Origin of the sequence: Dactylosporangium sp. NPDC006015 (genome assembly GCF_040614215.1) — a bacterium.
In the GTDB taxonomy this organism is placed as follows: Bacteria; Actinomycetota; Actinomycetes; order Mycobacteriales; family Micromonosporaceae; genus Dactylosporangium; species Dactylosporangium maewongense.
On sequence record NZ_JBEXUD010000006.1, the window covers coordinates 166,624 to 191,770 of the forward strand.

At 73.8% G+C, this 25,147-nt stretch carries 25 protein-coding genes; 17 read left to right on the forward strand and 8 right to left on the reverse strand.

The features are described 5' to 3' along the window. The first annotated feature begins 58 nt into the window (after positions 1–58). Positions 59–1,912, forward strand: a complete 1,854-nt coding sequence (locus ABZ321_RS13175; RefSeq protein WP_354891037.1) for a carbohydrate-binding domain-containing protein — start codon at positions 59–61, stop codon at positions 1,910–1,912. 28 nt (positions 1,913–1,940) lie between these two features. Here the strand turns inward: ABZ321_RS13175 and ABZ321_RS13180 are convergent, their stop codons facing one another. Continuing rightward, complete coding sequence (locus tag ABZ321_RS13180) at positions 1,941–2,399, reverse strand: MarR family transcriptional regulator (RefSeq protein WP_354891038.1); 459 nt, start codon at positions 2,397–2,399, stop codon at positions 1,941–1,943. Between the two features lie 66 nt (positions 2,400–2,465). Here ABZ321_RS13180 and ABZ321_RS13185 point away from each other — a divergent pair, with 66 nt between their 5' ends. The 3 genes from ABZ321_RS13185 (at position 2,466) to ABZ321_RS13195 (ending at position 5,420) form a co-directional block, all read left to right on the forward strand. Beyond that, the gene (locus ABZ321_RS13185; RefSeq protein ID WP_344504802.1) at positions 2,466–2,648 is read left to right on the forward strand and encodes a hypothetical protein; all 183 of its coding nucleotides are present in this window, start codon (positions 2,466–2,468) and stop codon (positions 2,646–2,648) included. A gap of 105 nt (positions 2,649–2,753) precedes the next feature. Next, positions 2,754–3,908: a hypothetical protein gene (locus ABZ321_RS13190; RefSeq protein ID WP_354891039.1), complete on the forward strand. Its 1,155-nt coding sequence runs from the start codon at positions 2,754–2,756 to the stop codon at positions 3,906–3,908. 102 nt (positions 3,909–4,010) lie between these two features. After that, positions 4,011–5,420, forward strand: a complete 1,410-nt coding sequence (locus ABZ321_RS13195) for a S28 family serine protease (protein WP_354891040.1) — start codon at positions 4,011–4,013, stop codon at positions 5,418–5,420. Between the two features lie 118 nt (positions 5,421–5,538). Here the strand turns inward: ABZ321_RS13195 and ABZ321_RS13200 are convergent, their stop codons facing one another. Both ABZ321_RS13200 and ABZ321_RS13205 read right to left on the reverse strand, forming a co-directional pair. Next, the gene (locus ABZ321_RS13200; protein WP_354891041.1) at positions 5,539–6,174 is read right to left on the reverse strand and encodes a hypothetical protein; all 636 of its coding nucleotides are present in this window, start codon (positions 6,172–6,174) and stop codon (positions 5,539–5,541) included. Positions 6,175–6,254: 80 nt separating this feature from the next. Next, the gene (locus tag ABZ321_RS13205; protein WP_354891042.1) at positions 6,255–7,196 is read right to left on the reverse strand and encodes a S41 family peptidase; all 942 of its coding nucleotides are present in this window, start codon (positions 7,194–7,196) and stop codon (positions 6,255–6,257) included. Positions 7,197–7,430: 234 nt separating this feature from the next. Here ABZ321_RS13205 and ABZ321_RS13210 point away from each other — a divergent pair, with 234 nt between their 5' ends. Genes ABZ321_RS13210 through ABZ321_RS13220 form a run of 3 tightly spaced genes read left to right on the forward strand, consistent with a single transcriptional unit; the run spans position 7,431 to position 10,155 of the window. Next, positions 7,431–8,195 (forward strand): SDR family oxidoreductase, encoded by a 765-nt coding sequence (locus ABZ321_RS13210; protein ID WP_354891043.1) that lies wholly within the window; start codon positions 7,431–7,433, stop codon positions 8,193–8,195. Further along, the gene (locus tag ABZ321_RS13215; RefSeq protein WP_354891044.1) at positions 8,192–8,977 is read left to right on the forward strand and encodes an SDR family oxidoreductase; all 786 of its coding nucleotides are present in this window, start codon (positions 8,192–8,194) and stop codon (positions 8,975–8,977) included. Before ABZ321_RS13210 ends, ABZ321_RS13215 begins: the two co-directional genes overlap by 4 nt. Further along, a complete protein-coding gene (locus tag ABZ321_RS13220) occupies positions 8,977–10,155 on the forward strand; it encodes an acyl-CoA dehydrogenase family protein (RefSeq protein WP_354891045.1) in 1,179 nt (392 codons plus the stop codon). Before ABZ321_RS13215 ends, ABZ321_RS13220 begins: the two co-directional genes overlap by 1 nt. On the opposite strand, the gene ABZ321_RS13225 is transcribed toward ABZ321_RS13220, so the two are convergent. Next, a complete protein-coding gene (locus ABZ321_RS13225; protein ID WP_344501925.1) occupies positions 10,145–10,912 on the reverse strand; it encodes an alpha/beta fold hydrolase in 768 nt (255 codons plus the stop codon). The genes ABZ321_RS13220 and ABZ321_RS13225 overlap by 11 nt on opposite strands. 47 nt (positions 10,913–10,959) lie before the next feature. Between ABZ321_RS13225 and ABZ321_RS13230 the strand changes: the two genes are divergently transcribed. The 7 genes from ABZ321_RS13230 (at position 10,960) to ABZ321_RS13260 (ending at position 19,961) form a co-directional block, all read left to right on the forward strand. Continuing rightward, entirely contained in the window at positions 10,960–12,132 is a 1,173-nt protein-coding gene (locus tag ABZ321_RS13230; protein ID WP_354891046.1) for an acyl-CoA dehydrogenase family protein, read from the forward strand. A 73-nt stretch (positions 12,133–12,205) separates the two neighbouring features. Further along, entirely contained in the window at positions 12,206–13,705 is a 1,500-nt protein-coding gene (locus ABZ321_RS13235; RefSeq protein WP_354891047.1) for a long-chain fatty acid--CoA ligase, read from the forward strand. An 11-nt stretch (positions 13,706–13,716) separates the two neighbouring features. Then, positions 13,717–16,968 (forward strand): LuxR C-terminal-related transcriptional regulator, encoded by a 3,252-nt coding sequence (locus ABZ321_RS13240; RefSeq protein WP_354891048.1) that lies wholly within the window; start codon positions 13,717–13,719, stop codon positions 16,966–16,968. 181 nt (positions 16,969–17,149) lie between these two features. After that, entirely contained in the window at positions 17,150–17,650 is a 501-nt protein-coding gene (locus ABZ321_RS13245; RefSeq protein ID WP_354891049.1) for a SigE family RNA polymerase sigma factor, read from the forward strand. After that, positions 17,643–18,479 (forward strand): hypothetical protein, encoded by an 837-nt coding sequence (locus tag ABZ321_RS13250; RefSeq protein ID WP_354891050.1) that lies wholly within the window; start codon positions 17,643–17,645, stop codon positions 18,477–18,479. The genes ABZ321_RS13245 and ABZ321_RS13250 overlap by 8 nt, the downstream gene beginning before the upstream one ends. Positions 18,480–18,552: 73 nt before the next feature. Further along, positions 18,553–19,668: an exo-alpha-sialidase gene (locus ABZ321_RS13255; RefSeq protein ID WP_344501931.1), complete on the forward strand. Its 1,116-nt coding sequence runs from the start codon at positions 18,553–18,555 to the stop codon at positions 19,666–19,668. Further along, positions 19,665–19,961, forward strand: a complete 297-nt coding sequence (locus ABZ321_RS13260; protein ID WP_354891051.1) for a MoaD/ThiS family protein — start codon at positions 19,665–19,667, stop codon at positions 19,959–19,961. The genes ABZ321_RS13255 and ABZ321_RS13260 overlap by 4 nt, the downstream gene beginning before the upstream one ends. Before the next feature lie 76 nt (positions 19,962–20,037). Here the strand turns inward: ABZ321_RS13260 and ABZ321_RS13265 are convergent, their stop codons facing one another. Then, positions 20,038–20,877, reverse strand: coding sequence for an alpha/beta hydrolase (locus ABZ321_RS13265; protein ID WP_344501933.1), 840 nt, complete (start codon positions 20,875–20,877; stop codon positions 20,038–20,040). Between the two features lie 127 nt (positions 20,878–21,004). Here ABZ321_RS13265 and ABZ321_RS13270 point away from each other — a divergent pair, with 127 nt between their 5' ends. Further along, positions 21,005–22,177 (forward strand): hypothetical protein, encoded by a 1,173-nt coding sequence (locus ABZ321_RS13270; RefSeq protein ID WP_354891052.1) that lies wholly within the window; start codon positions 21,005–21,007, stop codon positions 22,175–22,177. 6 nt (positions 22,178–22,183) lie between these two features. Here the strand turns inward: ABZ321_RS13270 and ABZ321_RS13275 are convergent, their stop codons facing one another. Together ABZ321_RS13275 and ABZ321_RS13280 are read right to left on the reverse strand one after the other, a co-directional pair. Then, complete coding sequence (locus tag ABZ321_RS13275; protein WP_354891053.1) at positions 22,184–22,966, reverse strand: LPXTG cell wall anchor domain-containing protein; 783 nt, start codon at positions 22,964–22,966, stop codon at positions 22,184–22,186. A gap of 148 nt (positions 22,967–23,114) precedes the next feature. Next, positions 23,115–23,510, reverse strand: a complete 396-nt coding sequence (locus ABZ321_RS13280) for a hypothetical protein (RefSeq protein WP_354891054.1) — start codon at positions 23,508–23,510, stop codon at positions 23,115–23,117. Between the two features lie 77 nt (positions 23,511–23,587). Here ABZ321_RS13280 and ABZ321_RS13285 point away from each other — a divergent pair, with 77 nt between their 5' ends. Continuing rightward, positions 23,588–24,298, forward strand: a complete 711-nt coding sequence (locus ABZ321_RS13285; protein ID WP_354891055.1) for a serine hydrolase — start codon at positions 23,588–23,590, stop codon at positions 24,296–24,298. Between the two features lie 134 nt (positions 24,299–24,432). Further along, positions 24,433–24,645, forward strand: a complete 213-nt coding sequence (locus ABZ321_RS13290; RefSeq protein WP_344501939.1) for a hypothetical protein — start codon at positions 24,433–24,435, stop codon at positions 24,643–24,645. 101 nt (positions 24,646–24,746) lie between these two features. Here the strand turns inward: ABZ321_RS13290 and ABZ321_RS13295 are convergent, their stop codons facing one another. Then, positions 24,747–25,106 carry a hypothetical protein gene (locus ABZ321_RS13295; protein WP_344501940.1) on the reverse strand — a complete coding sequence of 120 codons (360 nt, stop codon included), beginning with the start codon at positions 25,104–25,106 and terminating at the stop codon, positions 24,747–24,749. Between the last annotated feature and the right edge of the window lie 41 nt (positions 25,107–25,147).

Below are 25,147 nucleotides of genomic sequence, written 5' to 3' on the forward strand. Positions count from 1 at the left end.
TGGACGCAGACGCTGCGCCGGCACTTCCCTTCCGCCCCTTCCACCCGGGAGTCCTGAGATGCGCATCCGTTCCCGTGTACTGGCCGCCGTCGCGTCCGCCGTCCTCGCCACCGCCGCCCTCGCCGGTTGCGGCTCCTCCGGCTCCTCGGCCGGGTCGGGTGGCACCACCCAGTCGACGGCCGCCGCGGCCGCGACCGCCGACGCCACCCAGAGCGCGGCCGCGGTCCTCGCCGCGAACACCGCCGTCCATCAATCCGACACAGCCTGGAGCGCCTCCGACGCGGTCACGATCACGCTGTCGGGCTCGTCGGCCTCCGTCGCCGCGAACAAGGGCGTCACCGTCGACGGCGGGAAGGTGACGATCACCGCGGGCGGCACGTACCGGATCACCGGCACCCTCGCCGACGGGCAGATCGTCGTCGACGCGGGCGACGCCACCGTCAAGCTCGTCCTCGACGGCGCCACGATCAGCAACTCCGGCGGCGCGGCGATCGCGGCGACGGCGGCCGGGCAGGTCGTCGTCATCCTCGCCGACGGCAGCACCAACACGCTGTCGGACGCCACCACGTACGCGGACGACGCCGACGTCAACGCCGCCCTGTACAGCGCCGCGGACCTGACGATCGCCGGGTCCGGCGCGCTGACCGTGCACGGCAAGGGCAACGACGCGATCACCGGCAAGGACGGGCTGGTCATCGCCGGCGGCACCGTCACCGTCGACGCCGTGGACGACGGCATCCGCGGCAAGGACTACCTCGTCGTCACCGGCGGCACGATCACCGTGCGGGCCGGCGGCGACGGGCTCAAGGCCGACAACGCCGAGAAGGCCGACGCCGGCTACGTCGCCGTGCGCGGCGGCACGCTGCGGGTCACGGCCGGAGGCGACGGGGTCGACGCCACCACCGACCTGGTCCAGACCGGCGGCACGATCACGGTCACCGCGGGCGGCGGCAGCGCCGCGAAGGCCGGCGACACGTCCGTCAAGGGCCTGAAGTCGGGCGTGATCAGCGTGCTGGAGGGCGGCACCGCGACCGTCGACGCCGCCGACGACGCGGTGCACAGCGACGGCGCCGTGCACCTCAACGGCGTCACGCTCACCCTGTCCGCGGGCGACGACGGCGTGCACGGCGAGACGGCCCTCGTCATCGACAAGGGCACGGTGAAGGTCGCGAAGTCCTACGAGGGCCTCGAGTCGGCGCACATCACCGTCAACGGCGGCGACGTGTCGGTCACCTCCAGCGACGACGGCCTCAACGCCTCGGGCTCCTCCAGCAGCTCATCCGGCGGCGACTCGTCTGGCGGCGGCACGGGTGCGCAGGGCGGGCCCGGCGGGCGGCAGGGCGGCGGCGGGGGCTTCGGTGGCGGCGGCGGTGGGGAGGAGGTCGGCGACTTCACGGCCACGATCACCGGCGGCACCCTCGTCATCGACGCCGGCGGCGACGGGTTCGACTCCAACGGCACCGCGACCATGACCGGCGGCACGCTCGTCGTCAACGGCCCCACCCAGCGCGGCAACGGCGCCCTCGACGTCAACGGCAGCTTCACGATCAGCGGCGGCGTCCTCGCCGCGGCCGGCAGCTCCGGCATGGTGGTCGCGCCCGGCACCGACTCCCCGCAGGGCTGGCTGTCGGCGACCTTCACGGGCACCGTCGCCGCCGGCACCGCCGTCCAGGTCGTCGACGGCTCGGGGAAGGTGGTCGCCACGTTCGTCACGTCGAAGGCGACCCAGAACCTCGTCTACTCCGCACCCGGGATCGCCGGCGGCAGCCAGTACAAGATCTACACCGGCGGGACCTCGACCGGCACCTCCACCGGCGGCCTCGCCCAGGGCGGCACGCTCGGCTCGGCCACCCTGGCCGTGGCGGTCACCGCCGGTCAGGCACCGGCCGGCGGGGGTATGGGCGGCCGCTAGGCGGGCGGCAGGCCGGGCGCGCTCCGCTTCAGGAGGCGTCCGGCCCTTCCTTCTGGGTGACCTCGATGACCTTGGTGAGCGCGGCGTGCAGCTGGAGCAGGTCGTCGAGGGGCATGCCGAGCCGGGCGAACACGGCCGGCGGGATCAGCTCCGCCTGCCGCCGCAGCTCCTGCCCCTCGGCGGTCAGCGTGACCGCGAGGAGCCGCTCGTCGTCGCGCGCCCGCTGCCGGCTGATCAGCCCGGCCGCCTCGAGCCGCTTCAGCAGCGGCGACAGCGTGCCCGGGTCGAGCTGGAGCAGGCCGCTGAGCTCCTTGACCGACAGCGGCGCCCGCTGCCACAGCGCCAGCATCACCAGATACTGCGGGTGGGTCAGGCCCATCGGCTCCAGCAGCGGCCGGTAGAGCGCGATGACGTTGCGCGAGGCCACCGCCAGGGCGAAGCACACCTGGCGCTCCAGGGCGAGCGGATCCTCGAGGTTGTCGGTCACGAGATCGAGTGTACACTGACGATTGGTACACCAACTATTGGCACACCAAGCGATTGGGTCTCGGGCATGTTCAAGCGGTCGCAGCGCACACCGAAAGATCGGTTCGGCGAGTTCTTCTTCAAGATCTTCGGCCCGGCGACCGTGGAGGGCGCCATCCAGGGCTGGCACCCCGAGGCCCGTGAGCAGTACAAGCAGCTTCGCGCCCGGCAGAAGGAGGCCGCCGCACGCCGCGCCGAGGGGCAGTCGTGACACGAATGGGTGCGTCCTGACGGCCACCCGCACCCGACCGTCGGCAGTCGAGTCGGCCCCGACGGAGGTGTCGCCGGCCGTGTGCCCGTCAATACGCTCGGTGGCATGACGTGCCCGATCTGCGCCTTTCCGGGCAACGACGCCGCCGCGATCCGGTGCGCGAACTGCGGCTTCTCGATGAGGCCCGCACCGCCCAACCCCGAGCCGGCCGTCGCCGCGCCTGAGCCGCGTCCGATCCCGGACGCCCACGGCCTGCCGCCGCTGCCCCCGCCGCACGTCTCGTGGCCGCCGGTCGCCTGGTCGCCGTCCCAGGACGCCCAGGACGCCGCCGTGCCGGCCTCATGGCCACCGATCTCCGGCCCACTGACCCCGGACCAACTGATCTCCGACCCACCGGTCTCCGGCTCGCCGGACTCAGGGCCGCCGTACGGCATGCCGGTCCCTGGGGCGCCGGTCTCCGGGCCGCCCGTCTCGCTGTCCCCGGCGCCGGGTCCGCCGCGCGGGCTCTACGCGGCGCCGCAGCGGTCCCGCGCCGGCGTCCCGCTGACCGTGATCGTCGCGGTGCTGGTGCTCGCCGGCGCCATCATCGCCGTTGTACGGATGACCGGCGGGACCCGCTTCACCCCCGCGTCCGCCGGATCGACCGCCGGCGCGGCCTGGCCGAAGATCCCCGGGCAGTCAACCGGCCAGTCAGCCAGCCAGTCAACCGGGCAGTCAACCGGGCAGCCGGCGAGCCAGGGTCAGCCGACGCAGGTCGCGGCGCCGGGCGCGGTGCCCGGCGACCCGCGGGCCCAGGCCGCCGCCGTCGACGCGGTGCTCGACGCCAGCGTCGCCAGCAGGACCAAGCTCAACGCCGCCATCGCCCGGGTCGACGACTGCACCGCCGTCGAGCAGGCGGTCGCCGACCTGCGCGCCGTCGGCACCGAGCGGCAGGCCCAGCTGGACGCCGTGGCCGCGGCCGACCTGTCCGCTCTCCCCGAGGGCGAGCAGCTCCGGGGCCTGCTCACCGACGCGCTGCGCTACTCCCTCGCCGCCGACCGCGGCTTCGTCCTGTGGGGCCAGGCCGTCCAGTCCGGCGGCTGCGACGGCGGCGGCGGGGCCGACTACCAGGCCGACTACCAGGCCGACTACCAGGCCGACTACCAGGAGGCGCAGCGCCAGTCGCGGCTGGCCGGCGACGCGAAGGCGCGGTTCCTCGCGGTGTGGAACCCGGTCGCCGCCCGTCACGGCCTGCCCGACCGCTTCTCGGCCGGCATCTGACGCCACCGGACCGGCAGGTCAAGGGCCAGGACGAGGGCCGGAAGGCGGCGGACCCTCGATAGCGTGCATCGACGTACTCGAAATCGTCGATGGGAGGGCGCGATGACACGCTTCAGGCGTGTGCTGGTGTCGATGGCAGTGCCGCTGCTCGGGCTGGTCGGGGCGGTGGTGGCCGGGAGCCCCGCGGCGGCCGCGACCGACATCCGCGACCAGCTCGAGGCGGCCCCGGGCGTGACCGTGCTGGAGGAGCAGCCGGTCGCCGCGCCGTACCGGTTCTTCGTCCTGAGCATCACCCAGCCGGTCGACCACCTGCGGCCGTCGGCGGGCACGTTCCAGCAGCGGTTCACGCTCCTGCACCGGGGCACCGACCGGCCGACGGTGCTGCACACGACCGGCTACAACGTCCCGGGGTACGCGTTCCGCTCCGAGCCCACCCGGCTCGTCGACGGCAACCAGATCTCCGTCGAGCAGCGGTACTTCACCCCGTCGCGGCCCGACCCTGCGGACTGGTCGAAGCTCACGATCTGGCAGGCCGCCACCGACCACCACCGTCTCGTCGCCGCGCTCAAGCCGATCTACTCGCAGAAGTGGATCTCGACGGGCGCCAGCAAGGGCGGCATGACCTCGATCTATCACCGTCGCTTCTACCCCAGTGACGTCGACGGCACCGTCGCCTACGTCGCGCCGCAGGACGTCAACAACGCCGAGGACTCGGCGTACGACCGGTTCTTCACCAAGGTGGGCACCGCGCAGTGCCGGGCCGCGCTCGACGCCGTGCAGGTCGAGGCGCTGCGCCGCCGCGCGGAACTCGTCGCCCGCTACGAGGCGTGGGCCGCGGCCAACGCCCGCACGTTCACGGTCGTCGGCAGCGCCGACAGGGCGTTCGAGTTCATGGTGAACGGCACCACCTGGGCGTTCTGGCAGTACAGCCTGGAGAGCGACTGCGTCGACGTGCCGGCGCCGACCGCGTCCAGCGACGACATCTGGGCGTGGCTGGACGCCATCTACGGCATCGACTCCAACACGGACCAGGGCGTGAACCCCTACGTCCCGTACTACTTCCAGGCGGCCTACCAGCTGGGCTACCCGGACGTGTCGCTGCCGCACCTCGCCGGCCTCCAGCACTATCGGGGCCAGGACCGGGCGCAGTCCTACATCCCGCGCGACATCGTGCCGCGCTTCCAGCCCTTCGCGATGGACGACATCGACGTGTGGGTGAAGCTCTTCGGTCGGCGGCTGCTGTTCGTGTACGGCCAGAACGACCCCTGGGGCGCGGAGCCCTTCCGCCTCGGGCCGGGCACGAGGGATTCGCTGTCCTACACGGCGGCCGGCTACAACCACGGCTCGAACATCAGCCGCCTCACCCCGGCGGAGTCCGCGACCGCGACGGCGGCCGTGCAGCGCTGGGCGGGGGTGTCCGCCCCGGCGGCGCTCGCCCTGGCGGCCCCGTCGTACATCTCCTCCCTCGACGACCGCGACCCGGCCCTGGACCGGCGGTTCAACCTCCGCTAGGAGACCGTGAGCCCGCCCCGTTACCGGGGCGGGCTCATCCGAGCGGCGGCGGCGTGCGCCGGGCTTCTCCACGTCTGGAAGCCGGCTGGGGGTCGCCGCGGCGGCTGTCCGGTCCGGGTCAGGAAGCGGACGGGGCTGGAACGGCGGTCGTGGGGGCCGGGGCGGTGGACGCGGCCGGTGGGCCGGGTCGGCGGTTGCCGCCCTGGCCGGGGCCCTGTCCCGGGTTCTGGCCGGGGTTCTGGCCGGGCCGGACCCCGCGGCCGTTGCCTTCGCGGCCGCCGGGGCGGAATCCGTTGTCGCCGCGGTCGTTGCGGTCGATCTTGATCCGGTCGTCGCCGCGGTGGCCGTCGCCGAAGACCGCCACGCCGGCGGCGACGATGCCCCCGCCCAGGCAGCAGCCGAGCACCAGGCCGGCGGCGCCGACCAGCACAGGGACGCGGGACCTCCGCCAACGGCTGCCCGCCGGGTGGGTCCGGAGCGGGGCCGCGGGTGCCGCGTGGCCCGCGGGCGGCGGCTCCGCCGCCCAGACCGGCTCGCCCGGCGCGGGGTCGGGCGTGGCGGCGGCGGCCGGGGCAGCGCCGGCGGCGGCCGGGGCAGCAGCGGCCGGGGTGGCAGCGGGCGCGGCGGCGGCAGGAGCGGCCAGGGGCGCGGCGGCCGGGTCGCTGTGGGCGGGGGTGCTCACCGTCGGGGCGTCCCGGGTCGGGTCGGCGGCGGGCCGGTCCGGGTCGTCCGGGAGTGGTTTCGTGTCGCTCATCAGTGGTCCTCCGGTGCGGGGCGGTGTGGGGCCGACGTTGCCAGCATCGGCCCCGCACCTAAGAGCGCCGGTCCGCGACCTTAAGAGTTGGATGAGAAAACGAGCGCTTCCCGTGCCTCGGCGAGCACGGCGTGCGATGTCGACGTGGTCAGGATGTGCTCGAGGGCCTTGCGGTGCGCGACGGTGAGCGCGTCGCCGGCCGCGACGGCGATGTCGGGGACGACGCCGGTGCCTTCCCAGTTGGTGCCGGTGACCGGGTTGACCGAGCGGGCGTTGGGCACCGCGACCTCCAGCGTCGGCGAGACCGGGAAGCGGTCGGTCGGGTGCGCGCCGCCCCGGGTCACCTCGCCGATGAGCGTGGCCCGGCCCAGGGCCTTCAGGTTGTAGGCGAACTCCTCCCCGCCGGAGAAGGTGAAGGCGCTGGTCAGCACGTAGACGGGGCGGTCGAGGTAGCGGCTGCCCGGCACGTACGCGAGGGTCCAGAACTGGCGGGTGCGGGCCGTGCCGCCGTCGTAGATGTCGTTGAGGTGCGTGTCGGAGTCGGGGAACAGGTAGCTGAGCCACAGCTGGACGCCTTCGGGGTCGCCGCCCTTGTTGCGGCGCAGGTCGAAGACGAGGGCGCCGGTGTGGGCGACGAGCTCCATCGCGGCGGTGATCGCGGCGCCGGCGGTGCCCGGTGCGGCGACGCCGCGCAGGTCGATGTAGCCGACGTTGCCGTCGAGCCGCTGCACGGCGGCGATGTGGTGGCCGGCGAGCCGCTGCGCCTCCAGCCAGGCGGCCTCGGCCTCCTCCGGCGTGACGGCGGCGCGGTGGTCGGGTGAGCGGACGAGCAGCCGCAGGTGCTTGTCGCCGCTGACCGCGTGGAAGCACTCGGTCACCCGGGCGGCGAGGTCGTCGTCGCCGAGGTCGTCGAACTCGCCGGCCGCGGCGCGGGCCTCGATCGCGGTGACGACCTCCGCGGCGACGGACGGGAAGATGTAGTGCTGCCGGACGAGGTCGAGCACGTCGGTGAGCAGTTGCATGGGTGGATCCCTTCGCACTTCAGGTCACAGGTGGTCGCAGACCCGGGCGTGCGTGGTGCCGCGAGCAGGGCTCAGCGGCGGACGGTGACGCCCGGGCGGTGGCAGGCGTGCTCCATGGCGTCACCCCCTTCGTCGTGCATCGGAGAGCAGCAGCATAGCCGCTCGACGGTTGACGGCCGTCCCGAAAAACATACACTCCAAGTGCATATACTCCGCTGGGATCGAAGGAGGGGCATGAGCGAACATGTGGGGCGGCTGGCGGGACGGGTCGCCGTCGTCACCGGTGCGAGCCGGGGCATCGGCTTCGGCATCGCCCGGCGGTTCGTGGAGGAAGGCGCCAAGGTCTGCATCACCGCCCGCAAGCCGGACGCCCTGGAGGAGGCGGTCGGCGCGCTCGGCGGGCCGGTCAACGCGGTCGCCGTGGCGGGCCGCGCCGACGACCCGGAGCACCGCGCCGAGACGGTCCGGCGCGCCGCGGACCTGTTCGGGCCGCCGGACATCCTCGTCAACAACACCGGGATCAACCCCGTCTACGGGTCGCTGCTGGAGCTCGACCTGGACGCCGCCCGCAAGATCTTCGAGGTCAACGTGGTCAGCGCGCTCGGCTGGGTGCAGGAGGTGTTCCGCAAGCCGCCGCCGCGGGGCGGGGCGGTCGTGAACGTGTCGTCGGTGTCGGCGATCCACCCGCCGGCCGGGATCGCGTTCTACGGCGTCACCAAGGCGGCGCTCAACCACCTGACATCGTGCCTGGCCGCCGAGCTGGCGCCGGCGGTGCGGGTCAACGCGGTCGCGCCGGCGGTGGTGAAGACGCGCTTCGCCGCCGCGCTGTACGAGGGGCGCGAGGAGGACGTCGCCGCGCTGTACCCGATGCGCAGGCTCGGCGTGCCGGACGACGTGGCGGGTGCCGTGGCGTACCTGGCCTCCGACGAGGCGGGCTGGGTCACCGGTCAGACCCTCGTCGTCGACGGCGGCGTCACCCGCGCGAGGCGGGCCGGATGAGCGGGCTGCAGCTCAACGGTGCCGCGGTCGTCATCACCGGGGGAGGGTCCGGGATCGGCGCCGCCCTCGCCCGCCGGCTCGCCGGCCTCGGTGCGCAGATCGTCGTCAACGACCTCGACGCCGGCGCCGCCCGCCGCGTCGCGTACGAGATCGACGGCCTCGCGTTCTCCGGCGACGTCGCCGACCCCGACGAGGTCGACCGGCTCGTCGACTTCGCCTGGGACAAGCTCGGCGCCCTCGACCTGTTCTGCGCCAACGCCGGCGTCGCGCCCGGCGGCGACGCGACCGCCCCCGACGCCGCCTGGCAGCAGGCCTGGCAGGTGAACGTGATGGCGCACGTGTACGCCTCCCGGGCGCTGCTGCCCCGCTGGCTCGCCAAGGGCCGCGGCCGGCTCCTCGCCACCGTGTCCGCGGCGGGCATGCTGACGCTGCTCGGCAAGGCGCCGTACGCGGTCACCAAGCACGCCGCGTTCGCCTACGCGGAGTGGCTGCGCGTCACGTACGCCCACCGCGGCATCGTCGTGCAGGCACTGTGCCCGCAAGGGGTGAAGACGCCGATGCTGGCCCGCGGCGAGGGCCCCAGCCGCGGCCTGCTGGACCGGTCGGCGCTCACCCCGGAGCAGGTCGCGGACCGGGTCGTCGAGGGGCTCGCGGGCGAGGAGTTCCTGATCCTGCCGCACCCCGAGGTGGCCACGTACTACGCCCGCCGCGCCGAGGACCCCGACCGGTGGCTCAACGGCATGAACCGGCTCCAGCAGAAGATCGACCAGGGCAGGCTGTGATGGACTTCGAATTCGACGCCGTGACGCAGGGCTACCGCGAGCGGCTCCTGGCGTTCATGGACGAGCACGTGTACCCGGCGGAGGCGCGCCCGCACGCGGAGGCCCTCGACGAGCTGCGGCTGGAGGCCCGCCGGCGCGGGCTGTGGAACCTGTTCCTGACCGGCGAGCACGGCCCCGGGCTGACGAACCTGCAGTACGCGCCCCTCGCCGAGATCATGGGTCGCAGCCCGTCGCTGGCCCCCGCCGCCCTCAACTGCGCCGCCCCCGACACGGGCAACATGGAGCTCCTCGCCGGGTTCGGCACCGGGGAGCAGCGCGACCGGTGGCTGAAACCGTTGCTGGACGCCCGGATCCGGTCCGCGTTCTGCATGACGGAGCCCGACGTCGCCTCCTCGGACGCCACGAACATCGCCACCCGCATCGAGCGCGACGGCGACTCGTACGTCATCAACGGCCGGAAGTGGTTCGCCACCGGCGCGATGAGCCCGCACTGCGAGCTGCTGATCGTGATGGGCAAGTCGGATCCGGCGGCCGACCGGCACCGGCAGCAGAGCATGATCCTGGTGCCGCGCGACACCCCCGGCGTCGTCATCCGCCGCGGCCTGCGCACCTTCGGCTACGACGACGGCGACCACGGCGGTCACGCCGAGATCGATTTCGCCGGTGTACGGGTCCCGGCCGGCCATCTGATCGGCGGCGAGGGCGACGGCTTCGCGATCGCCCAGGCGCGCCTCGGCCCGGGCCGCATCCACCACTGCATGCGGCTCATCGGCATGGCCGAACGCGCCCTGGAGCTCATGTGCCGGCGGGTCACGGCCCGGGTCGCGTTCGGCCGGCCCCTCGCGGAGCAGGGCGTCGTGCGGGACTGGATCGCGGAGTCGCGGGTCCGCATCGAGCAGGCCCGGCTGCTGGTGCTCAAGACCGCGTGGCTGATGGACCGCGTCGGCAACCAGGGCGCCCACACCGAGATCCAGGCCATCAAGATCGCGGTGCCGTCCACTGTGGAATGGATCGTGGACAAGGCGGTCCAGGCGCACGGCGCGGCCGGCGTCAGCCAGGACACGCCGCTGGCCGGGCTGTGGGCGAAGGCCCGCACGATCCGCATCGCCGACGGGCCCGACGAGGTGCACCGGCGCTCGCTCGCCCGCCGCGAGCTGCGCCGGTGGGTCAGCTCTTGAGGAAGTCGACGAGGGCCGGCGCGTACGCGGGGGACCGCAGCGCGGTCATGTGGTCGCCGCTCACCGCCTTCCAGCGCGCGTCCGGGATCGCGGCGGCGAGCACCTCGGGGCGGGCGGCGAGGACGTCGTCCTGCCCGACCAGGACGAGCGTCGGCGCGGTGATCCGGTCGAGCGCGATCGGCGTGCGGTGCGCGGCGTGGACCTGCGCGGCGAGGGCGGCCCGGTCCGCGCCGACCGCGTCGGCGAGCATGCGGAACGCGGCGGCCGGGGACGCCTCGACCGCCGCCGGCGACGACGTGAGCAGCACCGCGGCGACCTCGGCCGGCGGCATGACCCGGGTGTCGAGGCCACCGAGCTCGACGACCCCCGCGCCGACCCCGGACAGCACCAGCCGCCGCACCCGCGGGCCGTTCCCGGCGGCGAAGATGGCCGACACGACCGCGCCCATCGAGTACCCGACCAGGTCCACCGTGCCGAGGCCGAGGGTGTCGAGCAGGCAGCCGAGGTCGCGGGCCATGGCGGGCTCGCCGTACCGGGCCGGGTCGTGCGGCTTGTCGGAGGCGCCGTGCCCGCGTGCGTCGGGTGCGACGACCCGCCGGCCGGCCGCGACCAGCGCGCCGACGACGCCGGGGACGGCGAAATTGGTGGTGGCGTCGACCACGAAACCGTGGTGCAGCACCACGGGTGGCGCCTCGGAAGGCTCGCCCCACACCTGGTAGGCGATGCCGGTGCCGTCAAACGAAGTGAACCGCTCCATGTCGGCGAAGATTAGTGCACTCGAAGTGCAAATAGGAGAGGAAAGCGATGGATTTCTCGCTCAGCGACGAGGAGAAGGCGGTCCGGGACACCGCCCGGACCTTCATCCACAAGGAGGTCGAGCCCCTCGAGCAGGAGGTGCTGCGCCGCGAGCGCGAGCACCGGACCGGCCTGGACCGCAGCGAGCTGCGCGAGCTGCAGCTCAAGGCGAAGCAGTTCGGGTTCTGGGGGCTGTCGACGCCGCAGGAGTACGGCGGGATGGACCTGCCGGCGGTGCTGCAGTCGCTCGTCTGGACCGAGGTCGGCCGGTCGTTCGTGCCGTTCCGCTTCGGCGGCGAGGCCGACAACATCCTGTACTTCGCCAACGACGAGCAGCGCCGCGAGTACCTCGTGCCGACCATCGAGGGCGAGCGGATCTCCTGCTTCGCGATCACCGAGCCCGGCGCGGGCTCCGACGCGGCGAACATCAGGTTCACCGCCCGCCGCGACGGCGACGACTGGGTGCTCAACGGCGAGAAGACGTTCATCACCAACGGCAACGACGCCGACTTCACGATCGTCATCGCCGTCACCGATCGCGACAAGGACGTCCGCAAGGGCGGCGCGACCGCGTTCCTCGTCGACCGGGCGATGGGCTGGCGCTCCGGGTTCATCCAGACGATGGGCGAGGGCGGGCCGGCGTCGCTGGTCTTCGACGACGTCCGCGTGCCCGGCCGCAACGTGCTCGGCGAGATCGGGCAGGGCTTCGACCTCGCGATGCGCTGGATCGGCAAGGGCCGCTACATCATCCCCTCGCACGCCCTCGGCATCGCCGAACGCGCGCTGCGCATGGCGATCGAGCACGCCAACACCCGCCACACCTTCGGCCGGCCGATCGGGCAGAACCAGGCGATCCAGTGGATGATCGCGGACTCGGAGGTCGAGCTGGAGGCGGCCCGCTGGCTCGTGCTCCGCGCCGCGTGGACCGTCGACCAGGGGATCGACCCGCGCCACACGTCGTCGATGGCCAAGCTGTACGGCGCGAACATGGTCAACAACGTCGTCGACCGGGTCATGCAGATCCACGGCGGCATGGGGTACACCCGCGAGCTGCCGATCGAGCGCTGGTACCGCTCCGTGCGGCTCCTGCGCATCTTCGAGGGCACCGACGAGATGCAGCGCATGATCATCGCGCGGGACCTGCTGCGCGGCTACACCCAGATCGGCGGGCATCTCGCATGAGCGGCCAGCGAAGCGGCTCGGGCCGCTCATCATGGATGCAGTGTTGGGTCAGGCCGACGCCGGAGGCGGCGGAATGACCGCGACGCTGTCGGTCGCGGCGATCCTTGCCGAGTCGTCTCGCCGGTACCCGCGGCGCACGGCCGTCGTGGACGGGGACCTCCGGGTCACGTACGCCGACCTGTGGCGCGAGGCGCTGACCGTCGCGGGTGCCCTGCGTGACCTCGGGGTGCGGCCCGGCGACCGGGTCGCGCTGCAGTGCCCGAACACGGTGGACTTCCCGCGGGCGTACTACGGCATCCTCGCCCTCGGTGCCGTCGTCGTGCCGGTGCACCTGCTGCTGACGCCGGCGGAGGTGGCGTACACGCTGCGGGACAGCGGCGCGCGGCTGCTCGTCGCGCACCCGGCCGTCGCCGCCGGCGACTTCGACATCCCGGTCGTGGCGCCCTCGTCGCTCCTGGACGCCGAGCCGCTGCGCTCCTACGCGTCGCGGGACCCGTCGGACCCGGCGGTCGTGCTGTACACCAGCGGCACCACGGGACAGCCGAAGGGCGCCGTGCTGTCCCACCTGAACCTCGTCATGAACGCGACCGTCAACGTCTTCGACGCCAACGACGCCCGCCCCTCCGACGTGGTGCTCGGGTGCCTGCCGCTGTTCCACACGTTCGGGCAGACCGTCGGCATGAACGGCACCTTCCGCCTCGGCGCCACCCTCGTCATGCTGGCCCGCTTCACGGGCCCGGCGGCCCTCGACCTCATGGTGGCCGAGGGTGTGGACGTGTTCCACGGCGTGCCGACCATGTACCTGGCGCTGCTCGACGCCGCCGCGGGACGCACCGACCTGCCACGGCTGCGGCTGTGCGTCTCCGGCGGTGCGTCGCTGCCGGTCGCGGTGCTGGAGCGGTTCAACGAGGCCTTCGCGACGTCGATCTTCGAGGGGTACGGGCTGTCGGAGACCTCACCGACCGCCACCACCAACCAGCCGCACTTCGGCACGCGGGCCGGCACCGTCGGCCACGCGGTCTGGGGCGTGGAGGTCCAGGTCGCCGACGCCGCCGTCGACGAGCGGATCGAGCTGCTGCCGCCCGGCGCGCTCGGCGAGCTCGTCGTGCGCGGGCACAACGTCTTCTCCGGCTACCTCGACCGGCCCGGGGACACCGCCCTGGCGGTCGTGGACGGCTGGTTCCGCACCGGCGACCTGGGCACGGTCGACGAGGACGGGTTCGTCACGATCGTCGACCGGAAGAAGGACCTCGTGATCCGGGGCGGGTTCAACGTGTACCCGCGGGAGGTCGAGGAGGTCCTGGCCCGCCATCCCGGGGTCGCGCAGGTGGCGGTGATCGGCGTGCCCGACCCGGTGCACGGTGAGGAGATCTGCGCGGTGGTCGTGCCGGGGTCTCCCGTGCCGTCGGGGGACGAGCTCATCGCCTGGTCGAAGGAGCGTCTCGGCCGGCACAAGTACCCGCGCCAGGTCAGGTTCGTGGAGTCGCTGCCGCTCGGCCCGAGCCACAAGGTCCTGAAACGGGAACTGCGCAAGGCCGTCGTTGCCTCTTCCATTGGTGTTACCGAGGCGTAACACTGGCTGACATGGTTAGTGCATCGACCGTGCAGAAAGTTTCGTTGCGAGGCCGGGACGCCGACCGTGCCGCCGTCGCCGCCCTGCTGACCGCCGCGGCCGCTGGGCACGGCGGCGCCCTCGTCGTCGCCGGCCCGGCCGGCATCGGCAGGACCGCCCTGCTCGCGGACGCCCCTGACGATGCCGCCGTCGCGCTGGCGGTGACCGGCTGCCCGGCGGAGGCGGCGCTGCCGTACGCCGGCCTGCACCGCCTGCTCGCCGGCTGCCCGCCGTCCCACCGCCCACCGCTCGACGGGCGCCCGCCGCATCCGGCGTCGCGCGATGGCTGCCGACCGGCTTCCGCTTCGGGTTTGGCGCTGGCTTCGGCTTCGAGGCTGGGCTCGGCGCCGGGTTCGGGGCGCGGGGATGCGGGCCGGCAGGGCGGCGCGGTGCCGGACCAGCTTGCCGCGGGGATGGCGACCCTGGCCGCGCTGCGGGCCCTGGCGGCGAAGGCGCGCGGACCCGTGCTGTGCCGGATCGACGACGCTCAGTGGCTGGACAAGCCGTCGCTGGACGCCCTGGCGGTGACGGCCCGGCGGGCGGGCGGGGACCGGATCGCGTTCCTGTTCGCGCTGCGCGACACCCCCGCGTGCCCGGGCGCCGAGGCGTCCCTCGCCGGCCTGCCGGTCCGGCGGCCGGCGCCCCTGGACCTGCGCGACAGCCGCGACCTGCTCACCGCCGCCCTGCCCGACCTCGCCGGCGACGTGGCGGGCGTCCTGGCCGGGATGGCGTCCGGCAACCCCCGCGCCCTCGCCGAGCTGGCCGCCGCCCTCACCGCCGAGCAGCGCCGCGGGCAGGCCGCCCCGCCCGCCACGCTGCCCCGGGACAGCCCGCTGCGCCGCGAGTACCGCGCCGTGCTCCGCACCCTGCCCGCGCCGACCCGCCGGGCCCTGCTGCTGGCCGCCACCGCAGCCCTCACCGGCCCCCAGGACCCCACCGCCGGCGCACCCACCTGCCCCGTCGCCCCGCTGCTCGCCGCCGGCCACCACCCCGCCGACCTCACCCCCGCCGAAGACGCCGAGCTCATCCACATCGACGCCGACCTCATCCGCTTCGCGCCGCCGCTGTTCGCCCAAGTCCTCTACGCCGAGGCCACCCTCACCGACCGCCACACCGCCCACCACCGCCTCGCCGCCCTGACCCTCGCCCCGCCACCCGCCCCAACCTGCAGCGGGCCGCCACCCGCCCCGATCTCCAGCGGGCCGCCACCCGCCCCAACCTGCAGCGGGCCGCCACCCGCCCTGACCTTCAGCGGGCCGCCACCCGCTCCAACACTCACCGCGCCGTCACCGGTCGCCACTCCGCCAGCGCCGCCACCCGTCGCCACGCCCACCGCTTCCACGTCCGAAGCGGCCCCGCCCGCCACCGCGGCTGCCGTGACGCCGGTCCGCACATCCACCGCGCCGCCACTCGCTTCCACGTCAGCTGCGCCGCCAACGGCCGCTGGTTCGGCCCCGCCGCCATCCGCCGTGATGCCGTCCGCTTCCGCGTCTGTTGCGGCGCCGGCCGATTCCACGGCCGCTGCGGCGCTCGGCGTTCTGACTGCCGCGTTGCACCGGGCCGCTGTCGCCGACGGGTTTGACGATGGGCTGGCCGGTACACTCGCCGCCGCCGCTGAAGGAGTCCCGCCGGCGCTCGCGGCCACGGCGCTGCGGCATGCGGCGGTGCTCACCAGCGGGGCGGTGCTGGCGGCCGAGCGGACCCTGGCGGCGGCCAGGCTCGCGTGGCGGGGCGGGGAGCCGCACCAGGCGAGGATGCTGCTGCGGTCGGTGTTCGGGCCGGGGGTGCCAGAGCACCTGCACGCGGAGCGGGAGCTGCTGCTCGGCGAGATCGACCTGCGCACCGGGGCGAGCGGCGGGGAGCAGCACACCCTCATCGCCGCGGCGGGGCGGCTCATCGCGCGCGACCGGCAGCGCAGCCTCGGGGCGCTCATGCTGGCCGGGGAGGCGCTGCTCGCCACCGGGCGGCACGACCAGTTCGGCGCGCTCGCCGAGCGGGCGCTGCGGCTGAGGAGGCCCGGCGACCCGGCCGGCGCCGTGCTGCTCTTCGAACATCTCGCCGGGCTCGCCGCGATCTTCGCCGGTGAGCCGGCGCGGGCCGGTGAGCCGATGCGGCGGGTCCTGCACCTGGCCGCCGCGGTCGACGACCCGCCGACGCTGGTCCGCGCGGCCGGCGCCGGGATCCTGATCGGCGAGGACCAGCAGGCGTACCGGCTCGCGGTCCGCGCCGCCCGGCTCGCAGGCGGGGCCGGCGACCGGGTCACCGTGCCGCACGCGCTCGACCTCGCCGCGACGGCCGCGTTCGCGCTCGGCGACCTGGACCTCGCCGTGGCGACCGCGACCGAGGGGCAGCGGCTCGCCGCCGCCACCGGGCAGGACACGGTCGCCGACAACTGCCGCGGCATGCTCGCCGTCGTGCTCGGCATGCTCGGCGACGGGCCGGCCAGCCAGGCGTGGGCGCGCAGGTGCCGGGCCAGGGCGGGCGTCGACGTCGACAGCCAGGCCCGGGCGATGTGCGTGTGGGCCGCGGCGCTGCTCGACGTCGCGGAGGGCCGGTACGCCGACGCCGCCGGCCGGCTCTGGGGCGTCATGCGCACCGCGGGCGGCCGCGGGCACCTCGGCGTGCAGATCCCCGCGACGCCGACACTGATCGAGGCGGTCGCCCGCTGCGGCGACCGGGCCCCCGCGCGGGAGATCCTGCGCGCGTACGACGTCTGGGCCTCCAGCACCGCGAACCCCACCTGGCTCGCCCTCTCGGCCCGCTGCCACGCCCTGCTCGCCGACACCGACGACGAGGCCGACGACCGCTTCCGCGAGGCGATCCGGCTGCACCTGGCGGGGGACTCGCCGTTCGCCCGGGCCCGCACCGAGCTGCTCTACGGCGAGGAGCTGCGCCGGCGCCGCCACCCGGCCGCGGCCCGCGAGCACCTGCGCCGCGCCCTGGCGACGTTCGAGCAGTTCGGCGCGGTGCCGTGGGCCCAGCGCACCGCCGCCGAGCTGCGGGCCGCCGGCGACCACGTGGCCGCGGCGGCGCCGGAGGACACCAGGGCGGCGCTCACCGCGCAGCAGGCCCGCATCGCGGAGCTGGTCGCGGGCGGCGCCACCAACCGCGAGGTCGCCGAGGTGCTGTTCCTGAGCCCGCGCACCGTCGACCACCACCTGCGCAACATCTTCACCCGGCTCGGCGTCCGCTCCCGCACCGAGCTCGCCAAGGTCGTCTCGTAGGCCGGTGATTTCGCCGATGTCCGGCCGTGCCGCGGGCGCCAGGATGGGCTGACAGCCCGGGTACGCACATCGACGTGCGTGCCCGGGCTTGCGTTTGTCCAAGAATTGACGGCACGGGGGTCAACCGCGCCGGCCTCCGGCGGGTGTTGCCTTCAAGTGGATGCCGGAGGGGAGCACGGGGTTGGCCGAGGAAGACGGCTTCGAAGAGTTCTATCGGGGGACCCGGCAACGGGTCATGACATTTCTGTACGCCATGTCCGGCGACCGGAACGAGGCCCAGGACGCCGCCCAGGAGGCGTACGTCCGGGCGTGGCAACGCTGGTCGACGATCCGCGGCTACGACGATCCTGAGGCGTGGGTCCGCACCGTCGGGTACCGGCTGTGCGTCAGCCGCTGGCGCAAGGCCCGCAACGCGCTGACGGCCCACCGCCGCCACGGCGCCGGATCGGAGGCGGAGCCGCCGAGCGAGAACACCGTCGCGCTCGTCCGCGCGCTGCGGCAGCTGCCGACGTCGGACCGCGAGGCGATCGTCATGCACCACCTGCTGGACCTGACGGTCGCGGACGTGGCCGCCCACACGGGCGTGCCCGCCAACACGATCAAGACGCGGCTCGTCCGCGGTCGGAAAACGCTCGCCGGGCTGCTCGGCACGGATCTGACGGGGGACTACACCAATGCCTGACCCGCTGTTCCAGACACTGTTCGACGACACCGAAGCCGTCCCGTGGGCGCCGACCGGCACCGTGCGGGACCGGGCCCGCACCCGGACCCGCCGGACCCGGGCCGCGGCCCTCGCGGCCGCGACGGTCGCGGTGGTGATGGTCGTCGGCGGCGTGGCGCTCGCCGGCCGGGGCCCGGAGAAGCACGTCCAGCCCGGCATCTCGCCCACCGCCGCACCGTCGGCGACGCCGTCGCAGCCGGCGCCGACAACCCCGGCCGCCCCTACCACCGGCGCCTCCTCGACGAGCGCGTCGTCGCAGCCTGCCGTCGAGCCGACGGCGCTGATCGACAGCCTGTTCCTGCAGCCGTCCGACCTCGGCACCGGTTTCAAGGTGGCGCCCGAGACCGACCTGGGCTCCGGCGACTGGACGACCGAGTTCGTGTTCTCGGCGATCGGCTGCAGCGGCAGCCGGGTGCCGGGGCAGATCGAACGGCGCGACCGCAGTGTGCACAAGGGCACCGGGCAGAGCGCGGAGAGCGTCGGCCAGTACGTGGCCCGGCACAAGCCCGGCACCGCCGCCCAGTACTTCGACGACCTGCGGGCGAAGATCGCGGCGTGCCAGCCCGGCAACGGCAAGGGGATCAGGATCAAGGCGCAACGCTTCGCCGGGCAGGACTCGCTGCGGATCGAGTACAACTTCGGCGACGGCTGGGTCGGCGATCTCATCGTCGTCCGGCAGGGCGACCTGGTCACCCAGTTCACCTTCGGCGGCCCGTCCCTCGCCGACCAGGGCACGGCGCTGGCCCGGAAGGCGGCCAGCCGGATGTGCAACGGCACCCCGGTCTGCTGACCCTCGCGATACGGCTCCCGCAAGTGGGTGAACCCCGCTTGCGGGAGCCGTCGTTGGTGGCAGGATGCGAACCATGACCGGTGTCAGAGTGCTGGTGGGAACACGCAAAGGTGCGTTCGTCCTGACCGCGGACGGCGCGCGACGCGACTGGAGGATCGACGGGCCGCACTTCGGCGGCTGGGAGGTCTACCACGTCAACGGTTCACCCGCGGACCCCGACCGGCTGTGGGCGTCGCAGTCAGGCGGCTGGTTCGGCCAGCTGATCCAGCGCTCCGACGACGGCGGCGCCACCTGGGAGCCGGTCGGCAACGACTTCACCTACGAGGGCAAGGTCGGCGACCACCTCTGGTACGACGGCACCCCGCGCCCGTGGGAGTTCAAGCGGATCTGGCACCTGGAGCCGTCCCGGGACGACCCCGACACGGTCTACGCCGGCGCCGAGGACGCCGCCCTCTTCCGCTCGACCGACGGCGGGCACCAGTGGCAGGAGCTGACGGGCCTGCGCACGCACGAGTCCGGCCCGCGCTGGCAGCCCGGCGCCGGCGGCATGTGCCTGCACACGATCATCCTCGACCCGGTCAACCGGGACCGCATCTTCGTGGCGATCTCGGCGGCCGGGGCGTTCCGCTCCGACGACGCCGGCGCGACGTGGCAGCCGATCAACCGCGGTCTCGTGTCGGGGCAGATCCCCGACCCGGACGCCGAGGTGGGGCACTGCGTCCACCGGCTGGCGATGCACCCGTCCCGCCCCGACGTGCTGTTCATGCAGAAGCACTGGGACGTGCTGCGCACCGACGACGCCGGCGGGCAGTGGCGCGAGATCAGCGGCGACCTGCCGACGGACTTCGGCTTCCCGATCGCGGTGCACGCGCACGAGCCCGAGACGGTCTACGTCGTGCCGATCACCAGCGACTCGGAGCACTACGTGCCCGACGGCAGGCTCCGGGTGTACCGCAGCCGCACCGGCGGCGACGAGTGGCAGCCGCTCGGTAAGGGCCTGCCGCAGGAGCACTGCTACGTCAACGTGCTCCGCGACGCGATGGCCGTGGACACCCTCGACGACGGCGGCATCTACTTCGGCACGACCGGCGGGCAGGTGTACGTGTCGCCGGACGGCGGTGACAGCTGGTCGGCGATCGTGCGGGACCTTCCGGCGGTGCTGTCGGTGGAGGTGCAGACGCTGCCATGATCCGCGTCGTGCTCCCCGCGCACCTGCGGCAGCTGGCGAAGGTCGACGGCGAGGTGCGCTTCGACCTCGACGGGCCGGTCACCCAGCGCCTCGTCCTGGACGCCCTGGAGGAGCGTTTCCCGGTGCTGCGCGGCACCATCCGGGACCGGGCCAGCGGCCGGCGTCGCGCGTTCGTCCGCCTGTACGGCTGCGAGGAGGACCTCTCCAACGAGTCCCCGGACGCGCCGCTGCCGGAGCGGGTCGCCAGCGGCAGCGAACCGCTGCTCATCATCGGCGCGATGGCCGGCGGCTGAGTCGGCGCGATGGCCGGGGGCTGACACGGGTGTCCCCGGTGCCCGAACGGACACCGGGGACGTCGTGACGGGTGGGTCAGCAGGCGTTGCTGCGGAAGTCCGACACCGCCAGCCCGGAGAAGCCGCAGGTGTACGGCGTGAACCGGGAGTCCTGGTTGAGCCAGCGCTTGAACCAGGAGACCAGCGCGCGGGACGTCGTCGCGTTCGTCGACTGCGGGAAGAAGTGGCTCGCCCCCGTCAGCTCGACGTACGTCTTCGGCCCGGCCAGGGTCGAGTAGAACGGCAGCGAGTGGCTGGAGACCGGCGCGATGGTGTCGGACTGGCCGCCCACGATCAGGACCGGCTCGCTGACGTTGTTCCACGTCTTGTCGCTGTTCCAGGGCGCGAGCGGCACCCCGGCCTTGACCAGCCCGCTGGTGTCGGCGGCGAGCGCCTCCAGCGTGCCGCCGCCACCCATCGAGTGGCCGGCGACGCCACGACGGCTGCCGTCGGCGCGGGCCCGCACGGCGGAGGACGAGGAGTTGACGGCCCAGTTCAGCGCGGCGAGGAGCTGGTTGCCGCGGCTGCCGGGCTGGTCGTAGATGCTGTTCGTCTCGATGCCGACGACCACGAAGCCCCACGACGACAGCCGCGGGCCGATCCACGCGAGGCTCGACCAGGTGGCGGTGAACCCGGGCGACACGGCGATCACCGGGTACTTGCCGGAGGCCGTCGGGTAGTACACCCGGCCGCCGCCGAACCCGGAGACCAGGCTGGAGATGCTCTCGGACGTGGTCGCGAAGCTGCCGTTGCCGGTGATGTTGGCGGCGGTGGGTGCCTGGCCGATCTCGTCAGCGACCGCCGGACTGGCGACCGCCGCGACCCCACCACCCATGAGCGTGAGGACGACGGCCAGCCTGAGCAGGATGGTTCGCAACGCTGCACTCCTCTCGAAACACCTTCGTAACTTCGATGGGTGTCAGTGTGTGCAGCTCCCGGCCCCGTCCGTATCGGCGAAATCACCGGTGTTCGCCGGTGAACCTCCGTTCGGCTACCGTACGGACATGATCAGCGTCGGCGCCGGGGTCGACCTGCTCGTCGCCGCGTCCGTCCTCGCCGGCGTGCCCCTGGTCCTGCGCGCCGGTCGGAAGCCGGGGCCCCGCCGCGGCGGCGGCCGCGGCCCGGGCTTCTGGCTGGCGCTTACGGTGGCGGCCATCTATCTCAACCAGGCGCTGTTCACGGTGTACGTGCTGCGCGTCCACCGCGGCGACCCGGCCTTCATCGCCCGCCACCTGCCGCCCGGCTGGTTCGACCTCGCCGGCGGTGCGGCGGTGCGGGCCGTCGCGGACGCGTTCCCCGCGCCGGAGGTCCTCGAGTTCAGCGTGCTGCGCGTGCAGGCGTTCCTCGAGCTGCCGTTCGTGATCCTCGCCTACCTGTGCGTGTGCCGGTGGCTGGACCCCGTCCGGGCCAGGGCGTTGACCGCGCCCGCGGTGCTGTGGGCCGCCTGCGTCGCGTACTCCGTGGTGTTCGGGCTCGTCGAGTGGGGGCTGCGCAACCCGTACACGACGGACGACCTCGTGCTGCGGGCCGCCTCCTGCGTCGTGACGGCGGCGCTGCTCACCCGCCGGCCGCCGCGGCTCACCGGCAGGGCGCCGGCGTCGGGGGTGGAGGTGCTCCTCGCGGTCGGGTCCGCCGCCGCGCTCGGTGTGCTGGTGCTGGTGGTGTACGACACCGCGCTGCTCTACAACCTCGGCCACCTGCCGCGCCTGCTGCCGGTCGCGGCCGCGGCGGGTGGCGTCCTCGCGCTCGCCCGCGGGCTGACCCGCCGGGCCGGGACGCCCCGCGAGCCGGGCCCCGGGATCCGGACCGTCTCGGCGGGGCTGGCCTGGTTCGCGGCGCTGTTCTTCGTGCCGGCGCTGCCCATCCGGTACGCCATGGACCTCGGCACCCCGTGGCTCACCATCGCCGGCGCGTCCGCCGTCGCCGGCGCGGCCCTCGTGGTGACGGTGCGCGACGTGGTGGACCGGGCCGGCGCCGGGCGGTGGCTGGCGCGGATGTCGGTGGCGGTCCTGGCCGGCCTCGTCGCGGCGAGCGCCGCGCTGCTGCCCCCGCCGACCTACCCCGAGGTGCGCATCCTGCTCGCCGCGGCGCTGTTCCTCACCGCGCTGACCGCCGTGTGCGCCGCGACGGACAGGGCCGCCGCGCGGGGTCGACCCCGCACGACGGCCCTGGACTGACTGGCGTTACGCGACGAACTTGACCCGCTGGCGGCGGCGGTACGCGACGAAGAGGAACGCGCCGGCGGCGACGAGCGCGGCACCCGCGCCGGTGAGGACCCAGACGTTCGTGCCGGTGACCGGCAGCTGCGGGCCGGCGCCGGGGGCGGGGGAGCTCGGGACGACCGGGCTCGGGGAGGCCGGGCTGGTGGGCTCCGCGGCGGCGGCGCAGGCCCGGACCAGGTTGAACGTGCCCTGCTGCAGCGGGTCGGTGAGCGCGATGCCGACGGCGAGGGCCCAGCCGGCGGGGGTCTTCAGCCAGCCGCCGCCGTCGACCAGCGAGCCGGAGACGCCGGCCGGGGCCGGTGCGGTCGGCAGGTCGACCTTCGCGGTCTTGCCGTTGAGGGCCTTGGTCGTCAGCTTCTTGGCCAGCGCGGTCGGGTCGCTCTCGACGAACGTGTAGACGCCGTCGGCGTCGAGCACGATCGGGACGATGTCGTCGAAGGTCTGGCCGCCGTTCTTGATGAACAGGAAGATGTACTGCAGGTCCGTCCACCGGCCCTCGGGCTTGTCGAACAGCCAGCCGTCCTTGTCGGCGACGGCCTTGCCGGTGTCGATGCCGGCGCAGCCCTTGGTCGGCGCGGTGGCGGCGTAGACGGGCTCCTCGAACACGAGCGCCGCGCCGGGGAAGTCGATGTCGCCGAGGTCGTCGCCGGCCGCGGCGGACGAGGGGGCGGCGAGCCCGCCGACGAGCAGTGCGGTGGCGGCGGCAGCCGTGGCGGCGAGCCTGGCGATTCCCCGGAGCTTCATGCGGTCCTCTTCTGTGATCGACGACGGACCTGGGGAATCTCCCAGCAAACTCCCAGTGCGGCAACACGCACCATTCGGACGCAAGCGGCATACACCCGCAGGGTGGATCGGCCACTTGGCAGGTCTGACCGAAAGTACGAGCGGCCGGTCAACGCAGCGTGGTGAGCCTGACCTTGATCCGTTGCAGCAGCGAGAGGCGCGCGACCGGCTGGACCGGTGCCGTCATCGTGGGGAGCGCGCCCTCGTCGACCCGCACCACCGTCCGCGTGGCCGGTGGGACCGGGGCGGTCGGGCGCGGGCCGGCCGGGAGCGCCTCCGGAGGGTGCACGGTGACCCCGTGGAGCCGGCGCAGCCCGTCACGGACCTCGACCCGGGTCCAGTCGCCGGGGGCCTGGACCGTGTGGTCGAGGAGGCGCTGTTCGTACCAGAGCGACACCTCGGCCGGAGGGGATGCCGTCGCGAACCAGGTCGTGGTGATGTGCCCGCCCGCCGCGGCGTGGGTGCGCAGCGTGTCGAACGGCGTCAGCCCCGGGAAGTGCTCCACCCCCGTCAGCCTAGGCGCAAACTTCCTGCACCCATTGTGCTGAAACAGGTGTACTGTCAGCCCACAGGAGGCCCGCGATGGTGTTCACGGTGGACGTTCCGGCCGAGCTCGGCCGGTTCTTCGCCGAGGAGATCGCCGCGCCGCTCGGCGTCGAATTCCACGTCGGCGTGCCGGACTCCGTCGACCCGGACCGGATCGCGTTCCTGCACGGGTACCGCCCGGCCGAACTCCTGCTGCACCTGGGCACGATGCCGCGCGGGTTCGTGTTCGGGTTCCTCAACCCGCGCAGCGTGACCGCCCGGTCGTTCGCCAACCCGAAGGTCCTGTCGGAGATCGGCAACTACAACCTGCCCGAGGTGCGCCGCCTCGAGCTGCCCGCGGCCAACGGCACCGGCGAGGTCCGCGCGGTCGCCCGCGCCTACGGCGACGCGGCCACCGGCGGCACCACCCTCGGGTTGACGCCGTCGACATTGGACGCCCTGACCCGCCCGGCCGCGCCGCCGGCCGGTGGCGTGCGCGACGTGGTGCTGCGCGTGGACACCGCGTTCTCGCTCGGCTACCTGAAACCGTTCCCGCGCCTGCGGTTCGGCGCCGCCGGCGACCGGGCGTTCGGCACCCCGGGCGCCGGCGGGTCGTTCGGCTTCGCCGACCCGGAGACGGGCGTGGGCTTCGCGTACGCCATGAACCGCGCCGGCTTCCACCTCTGGGACGACCCGCGTGAGCTCGCCCTCCGCGAGGCCCTCTACAAGGATGTCCTCGGCGAGCGCTCCCAGCGCCCGGACCAGTAGCCCGAGGACATCGCCCTCAGTCACGATCCCCGCGCTGCGGAGGTGATCCTCGGCGTGGACACCCACAAGGACGTGCACGTGGCAGCGACGCTGACCACGACAGGCGCCTTGGCCGGCACGAACACCTCGCCGACATGCGCACGACGCCCCCGGGCGACAACGTGGCCTCCTCGCTGCGGGTGCGCCCCGACGCCTACCCGTTCCAGCGCGGCGCCTCCAACAACAGCGACGCCGGCGTGACAGTGCTGTCCTACGGACCCGAGACGCGCCGCATCTGGACCACGTTCACCAATTGGAACTCCAGCGGCACCCAGTACGCAGGGGTCTCCCTGTACTGCAGCAAGTAACCGAACCGGCGCAACGGCCGCGGCGGCTCACGTGACGAGCCGCCGCGGCCGCTCACGGTGTGGCGGCGGCGGACCATACGCCGGTGGGCGGAACGCCCGGGTCAGCACCGGACGTTCTGCTTGGCGAGCTCGGCGATGAGGGCGCTGGCGGTGAGGTTGCTGAAGTTGACGTCCTTGCCGTTCACTGTCTCGATGACGTAGTCGTGGTCGCCGGAGTCCTGCTCGATCTCGACGCTGCAGCTGCCGGCCTTCGCGTCGGCCTCGTAGTCGTCGAGCTTCTTGACGTTCTTCTTCTTTTTCTTGTCGTACACGGTGTCGTAGTCGGCCTCGGCCGACACGTTCGTGTAGCCGGCCTTGGTCAGCTGCTTCTCCAGGTCGTCGGACTGCGACGAGCAGGCGGCGAGCCCCACGCCGAGGAGCAGCATGGTCGTGGCGGCGACGATCGATCGGGTGGCTCGCATGGCTGTTCGCTTCTTCCGTCTCAGGGGGGTGGAGCACCTAT